This window comes from Methanospirillum sp. (assembly GCF_035406105.1).
Lineage (GTDB): Archaea > Halobacteriota > Methanomicrobia > Methanomicrobiales > Methanospirillaceae > Methanospirillum.
Genome location: NZ_DAONKG010000145.1, coordinates 1,402 through 6,338, shown reverse-complemented (window position 1 = coordinate 6,338; position 4,937 = coordinate 1,402). Strand labels below are relative to the sequence as shown.

At 44.8% G+C, this 4,937-nt stretch carries 7 protein-coding genes; 6 read left to right on the top strand and 1 reads right to left on the bottom strand.

Annotated features, from left to right (window positions below):
* From PLA23_RS09285 to PLA23_RS09270, 4 genes are all read left to right on the top strand, one after another.
* Window positions 1-283, top strand: a 283-nt coding sequence (locus PLA23_RS09285; protein WP_502883618.1) for an AAA family ATPase, incomplete at its 5' end; no start/stop codon positions are given.
* Window positions 284-286: 3 nt separating this feature from the next.
* The gene (locus PLA23_RS09280; protein ID WP_324330875.1) at window positions 287-1,591 is read left to right on the top strand and encodes a DUF58 domain-containing protein; all 1,305 of its coding nucleotides are present in this window, start codon (window positions 287-289) and stop codon (window positions 1,589-1,591) included.
* Window positions 1,592-1,773: 182 nt separating this feature from the next.
* Window positions 1,774-2,070 carry a hypothetical protein gene (locus PLA23_RS09275; protein WP_324330877.1) on the top strand — a complete coding sequence of 99 codons (297 nt, stop codon included), beginning with the start codon at window positions 1,774-1,776 and terminating at the stop codon, window positions 2,068-2,070.
* Window positions 2,067-2,840 carry a DUF7982 domain-containing protein gene (locus tag PLA23_RS09270; protein WP_324330879.1) on the top strand — a complete coding sequence of 258 codons (774 nt, stop codon included), beginning with the start codon at window positions 2,067-2,069 and terminating at the stop codon, window positions 2,838-2,840. Before PLA23_RS09275 ends, PLA23_RS09270 begins: the two co-directional genes overlap by 4 nt.
* Window positions 2,841-2,843: 3 nt before the next feature.
* Here PLA23_RS09270 and PLA23_RS09265 read toward each other — a convergent pair whose 3' ends face one another.
* Window positions 2,844-3,341: a hypothetical protein gene (locus PLA23_RS09265; RefSeq protein WP_324330881.1), complete on the bottom strand. Its 498-nt coding sequence runs from the start codon at window positions 3,339-3,341 to the stop codon at window positions 2,844-2,846.
* A 91-nt stretch (window positions 3,342-3,432) separates the two neighbouring features.
* On the opposite strand from PLA23_RS09265, the gene PLA23_RS09260 reads away from it, so the two are divergent.
* Both PLA23_RS09260 and PLA23_RS09255 read left to right on the top strand, forming a co-directional pair.
* Window positions 3,433-4,422 carry a DUF8471 domain-containing protein gene (locus PLA23_RS09260; RefSeq protein WP_324330883.1) on the top strand — a complete coding sequence of 330 codons (990 nt, stop codon included), beginning with the start codon at window positions 3,433-3,435 and terminating at the stop codon, window positions 4,420-4,422.
* A gap of 287 nt (window positions 4,423-4,709) precedes the next feature.
* Window positions 4,710-4,937, top strand: a 228-nt coding sequence (locus tag PLA23_RS09255; RefSeq protein ID WP_324474950.1) for a hypothetical protein, incomplete at its 3' end; no start/stop codon positions are given.

The window sequence follows — 4,937 nt, the reverse complement described above, 5'->3', positions numbered from 1 at the left end:
GGAGGATCCTGTTCACCGGTATATCCGGGATATCATTATAGCAACCAGGAACCATCCGGATATCGGACTTGGGGCTTCCAGTAGGGCTTCGATAGCCTTTGTCAAGGGGGCAAAAGGGGCCGCGGCTCTTGCTGGAAGGACGTATGTCATTCCTGATGATGTAAAGAAAATCGCGTCATCTGTCCTGATTCACCGGTTATATCTGACACGGGAGGCAGAGATTGAAGGTGTCCGTCCTGGCGACATTCTTATGGATATCCTGAGTCGAATTGAGGTGCCATAACCGGTGAAGACGACACCCTGTTCACACGGGCTGCTGGCAGTTTTTCTCATCCTCATCATCCTGGCCGGTATTCTGGATGATCCGGTACTTCTTATGGCAGGAACCTCGGTGGGAATCCTGCTGATGGGGGTATGTCTCCTTTTTCTTTTCATGGTTTTCAAAACTTGCCAGACTATCTGTGTTTCATGGAAGATTGAAAAACCCCTCATCAGACAGGGAAGAAGTAATGCCATTGAATGTACCATTTCCCTTATGGTTCCCCCTGGTTACGAGGTGCGATACCTGGATATGATTCCCGCCATGTGCAGTCTTGAGTCAGGAGAGAACCAGATCCGGGCTGATACTGCCGGACCGCAGATTCTTACCCTTTCGTACCGCTTTATTCCTCATTATCATGGAACCATATACCATGAAGGAGGTATAATCACCATACAGAACCTGTTTTTTTCAAGTTCTCTTCCTCTTCGACCAGGAAAAGCCTCTGCTCCCTCATTTCAGATACAACCCTGGCCATTATTCGGGCTGGTTGAAAAACCAGGATCAGGAAAAGATCTTGAACGTATCGGGCCGGTAAAAGGATATTCAGTCAGGCAGTATCGGGAATATCTACCAGGAGATGATATCAGGTATATCGACTGGAAGATATCAGCAAAACGGGGCACTCTGTATATCCGGGAGTATGCAACACCCGCTGATGAACTACCCATGATCATCGTGGATCTGCCTGATACCGGGCAGGAGATCGATAGGCAGGCATTTTCACGGTTGGTCAGTTCTCTTTCAGGATATGTGGAGTCAAAACTGGCGAAAAAAGAATCAATTTGTCTTATGGCAATATCTGGGCCAAATATGAGTGATCTGTATTATGAAGGGTATGATATGGCTCACTGTCTGGCAATAATCCGTGAAAAAATTCATCCGGTTCCCCGGACATTTCACCTGTTCCGGTTTAAAATGAGATCTGATATGAGAAAGGAGATATATCAAGCTGAATTATTGCTGAGCCGGTCAGGTCTTTCAGAGCAGACACAAACCTGTCTCACCCGGATACACGATGTCAGGAAACGGCATATGCAGGATAGAAAAACCACCCGGTTTACCCATGCGATGAATACCATCCTTCTGCACCGGCATTTTCATGAAATAATTCTCTATTCTTTGTGTGACGGGGATTTAAGCCATATTCGGGAGATAGCAGTGCTTGCAGTCAGGCAGAACATCCCCTTCCTGATACGCACCCCGAAACGTTCTGATCTCTCATTCAGGATTCCCGTTTCTCTGTGTGGAGAAGCGGTTGAGGTGATCTGATGGGTACCAGTATGGGACGGGTTTTCTCTCTGCTTTTCGGTATTATCATCATATTCCTGGTGCTTTATGCACAGGTTTTGCCGGGTTACCAAATATATTCTGGAATTTTTCTTTGTGCATTATATGTCGCGGCAGGATTGTTCCGGCAGAATTCACCGTCGCACCAGTTCACCAGGTTTTGTATGGGAGAAAGTGCAGCAATTGCTCTCTGGTTTGTCTCTTCATTCTTTGGAGTGATGATTGCACTTCTTGTTACCGCGGAGTTTCTAAATGGGTTTACTATTTTGAAAAACCGGAATGGATGTATTCTTTTTGCCCTGTGGGGGGTTGTGATGTGTATTCTTGCCTTTCTGTCAGAGGAGATTCAGCATACACTCCTGCCATGTATGGCAGTCCTTGTTCTTGCCGGCCTTGTTGCTCTAACCCTGCTTCTTTTTGAATACCGGATGGTTTACCAAGCGGGAAGGGATGAATTATGAAGCTCTCAATCCCCGATCGATATATATGTGGATCATTTGTTCTTCTCATCGTTGCCGGTATGTGTGCTGGAATTGTCAGCTTGAGTGAAAGAAGGGACATCATATCAGCAGCACTTCTCGTATCTGCCGTCATTCTCTTTCTGACAGCTATCCTGCTTTTCGTACTTCATCGTCCTGATTCCGTTGATGAACGATTTGTTTCACTGCTCCAGGTTCAGGGAGCGATAAATATCTGTATGATTGCTGCGGATCTCGGTATCTCCGGGCTCTCGTGTTTTCTCCCTGAAAGTCGGACCGAATGCCAGAGTGTCATGCATCTGATCCCCGTGGCCCGGTATACCGGGGAACCAGTGGATGGATTGGTATTTATATCCGGAGAAGGTTTTTCAGGACTGCTCTTACCGCCGGTATGCATCCCGCTGCTTGAGGAGCTTCAAAAGACCAATCAGCTTATAATACCCAAATCACAGCAGGAATTATCAACACTCCTGCATGAGATAGCGATTGATGTTCTGGAGGTTGCCTCTGAAATTATGGTATCCTGGTCAGCCACCAGTGTTCAGATCCACATGGAGGGGTATCGCCTTTATGAGGGATGTCGGGCGGTTTTTAGGGAATCACCAGCCTGTTGTACCATGAGCCCGTGTGTCATCTGCAGCCTCTTTGCAACCGTAATCGCAAAAGGGCTGGACAGGCCGGTTCAGGTTGATCGGTGTGTCCCGGTAAAAAAGGATGATTCGGTAGAGATGATATATACTCTCCTCCCGTAAAAATCAGGAGAGAACCCGGGATGTTGCCGGGATTTTGTTGGTATCAAAAAATTCCTCGACATATCCGTCCGGATAGGTAATGGTTGCAATCTCCGCAGAATAATCTGCCTGGACAAGAGGAGCAAACCAGTACTTCTGGAGTGCCTTCTCAGCCATCGTAAAAGATATCTCCGGAGTCTTCATGACAACCGACCCATTTATTTCAGTAATATTTGAAAATTTTTCCACCCTGAACCGTGCTGAATTGTTCGTAACCTCATCCACGGTCACCGTATGATGAAACATATCTTCAAGTGCTTTTTTCAGTTCTGCATTCGGGTCGGCGATCTTGAGATAGACGGCAACCTGTTCAGCTATGTTGAGCGTGTATTCAAAGGTAATATAGGCATCACCATTCTCCAGAAGATCAACTGCGAGACGGTCAGATGAAAATGCCTGGACCGGCGAGATTCCAATGATGAAAATGAGCAGTATTCCACTTGTAATAATTTTTTTATCCATTCTTTTCATATGCCTTCCTCCCATCGGATATGATTGACCCATACCTCTGCGATGATCCAGCTATAAACAATACTGGTTCCAATACTTTAAAGTGCATCCGTCTGGCAGGGACAGTCCTGTCCTGCATATACTCTATATATCCTTTCTTCAGACCCGCGTCTTTTCAGATCTGATAGTCATCCTCCTCTGGCTTATTGGGGCTATTGCCTGTATCTATGTCCCGGTTATCAATGAAACACCAGTCCGGGTCCTTATGGCACTCCCCCTTGTTCTGTTCATTCCGGGGTATGCCCTCATAGCTGCCCTGTTTCCTACCAATGAGGATCTGGATCTCATCGAACGTATTGCCCTGTCGTTTGGTCTTTCTATTGCCGTGGTCCCTCTCATTGGTCTTGGTTTAAACTATACACCCTGGGGGATTCGGCTTGACCCTGTTGTCATCTCCGTTTCCCTGTTTACGATAGTTATGGTCCTTATTGCCCAGGCATGCCGGGCGATGACTCGTCCTGATAAGCGGTACCGGTTTCCTGCAGAAGAGATAATGGCAGCGATTCGTGAAGAGTTCTTCCCGAAGGAGGGGAACAGAACTGATAAAATACTCTCCATTATACTTCTTATCTCAATTATTACAGCGATTGGGACGACCATTTTTGTTATTGTTTTTCCAAAGGAAGGGGAGAAGTTTACTGAATTTTACATCCTGGGGGAGAAGAGGATGGCGGCTGATTACCCGGACCGGTTGTTCATCGGGGAAGAGTATCCGATGTATATCGGGGTTGGCAACCATGAATACCGAAATGTCACGTATACAATTGAAGTCCATCAGATGACCATGGAGAACGATGAATCAGGGAATATATCGTATATCACCCGGATGAATATGACCGACCGGTTATCAGTCATAGTTCCTCATAATGAGACCGTGATTATGCCCTATAATCTCTCAGCAGCTGATATCGGGTACAACCGGATTGAATTTTTATTGTTTAATGAGACAGTACCTGATAATTCGGTTTGGGGTATGGAACGGATAAACCAGAGTTACCGGGATTTACACCTGTGGGTGAAAGTTCTGGAGTAATTTCCTCAGTTTTACGAGAGGGTTACATTTTTATTCTTTAATAATAAAGAGGCTGTTGCACGAATCAAATTGAGTGATACAATAAGGAAAAATAACGCTGTGGATAATAACAATAACGGCTTTACTTGACCTTCTGGTGTTAATGGAAGGTTTTTATGCAACAGCCCCTCCAGATATCTTATATTATTACGATTTTTATTCTGGATACTAATTAAATCCCTATTCAGGTAAAATTTTTCTCATTCAAGTATGATTACCAAATTTAAGGAGAAAAGGTATATTACCGATTGGAAAGATTTGTTAATTTGCTCAATTTGAATTTATTTTTACATGATAAACCCGATTATGGCGAACTCTCCGAATCCCTGAAATTTTTTTACCAAAATTATTTTCTGCTCTCTGGACAAATTAGGAATTGCAATACTAATTTGACAAAAATGATAATTCAGAGAACTGCCGGAGAGAAACATTTATCTGCCGAACAATTACTCCAACTGCCTCAAAAAGAGGAAAAT

Excerpts from the sequence above, each read along its gene's own strand:
- PLA23_RS09275 (WP_324330877.1), top strand. The coding sequence starts at position 1,774 with ATGGGAGAAAGTGCAGCAATTGCTCTCTGGTTTGTCTCTTCATTCTTT.
- PLA23_RS09265 (WP_324330881.1), bottom strand. The coding sequence starts at position 3,341 with ATGGATAAAAAAATTATTACAAGTGGAATACTGCTCATTTTCATCATT.
- PLA23_RS09270 (WP_324330879.1), top strand. The coding sequence starts at position 2,067 with ATGAAGCTCTCAATCCCCGATCGATATATATGTGGATCATTTGTTCTT.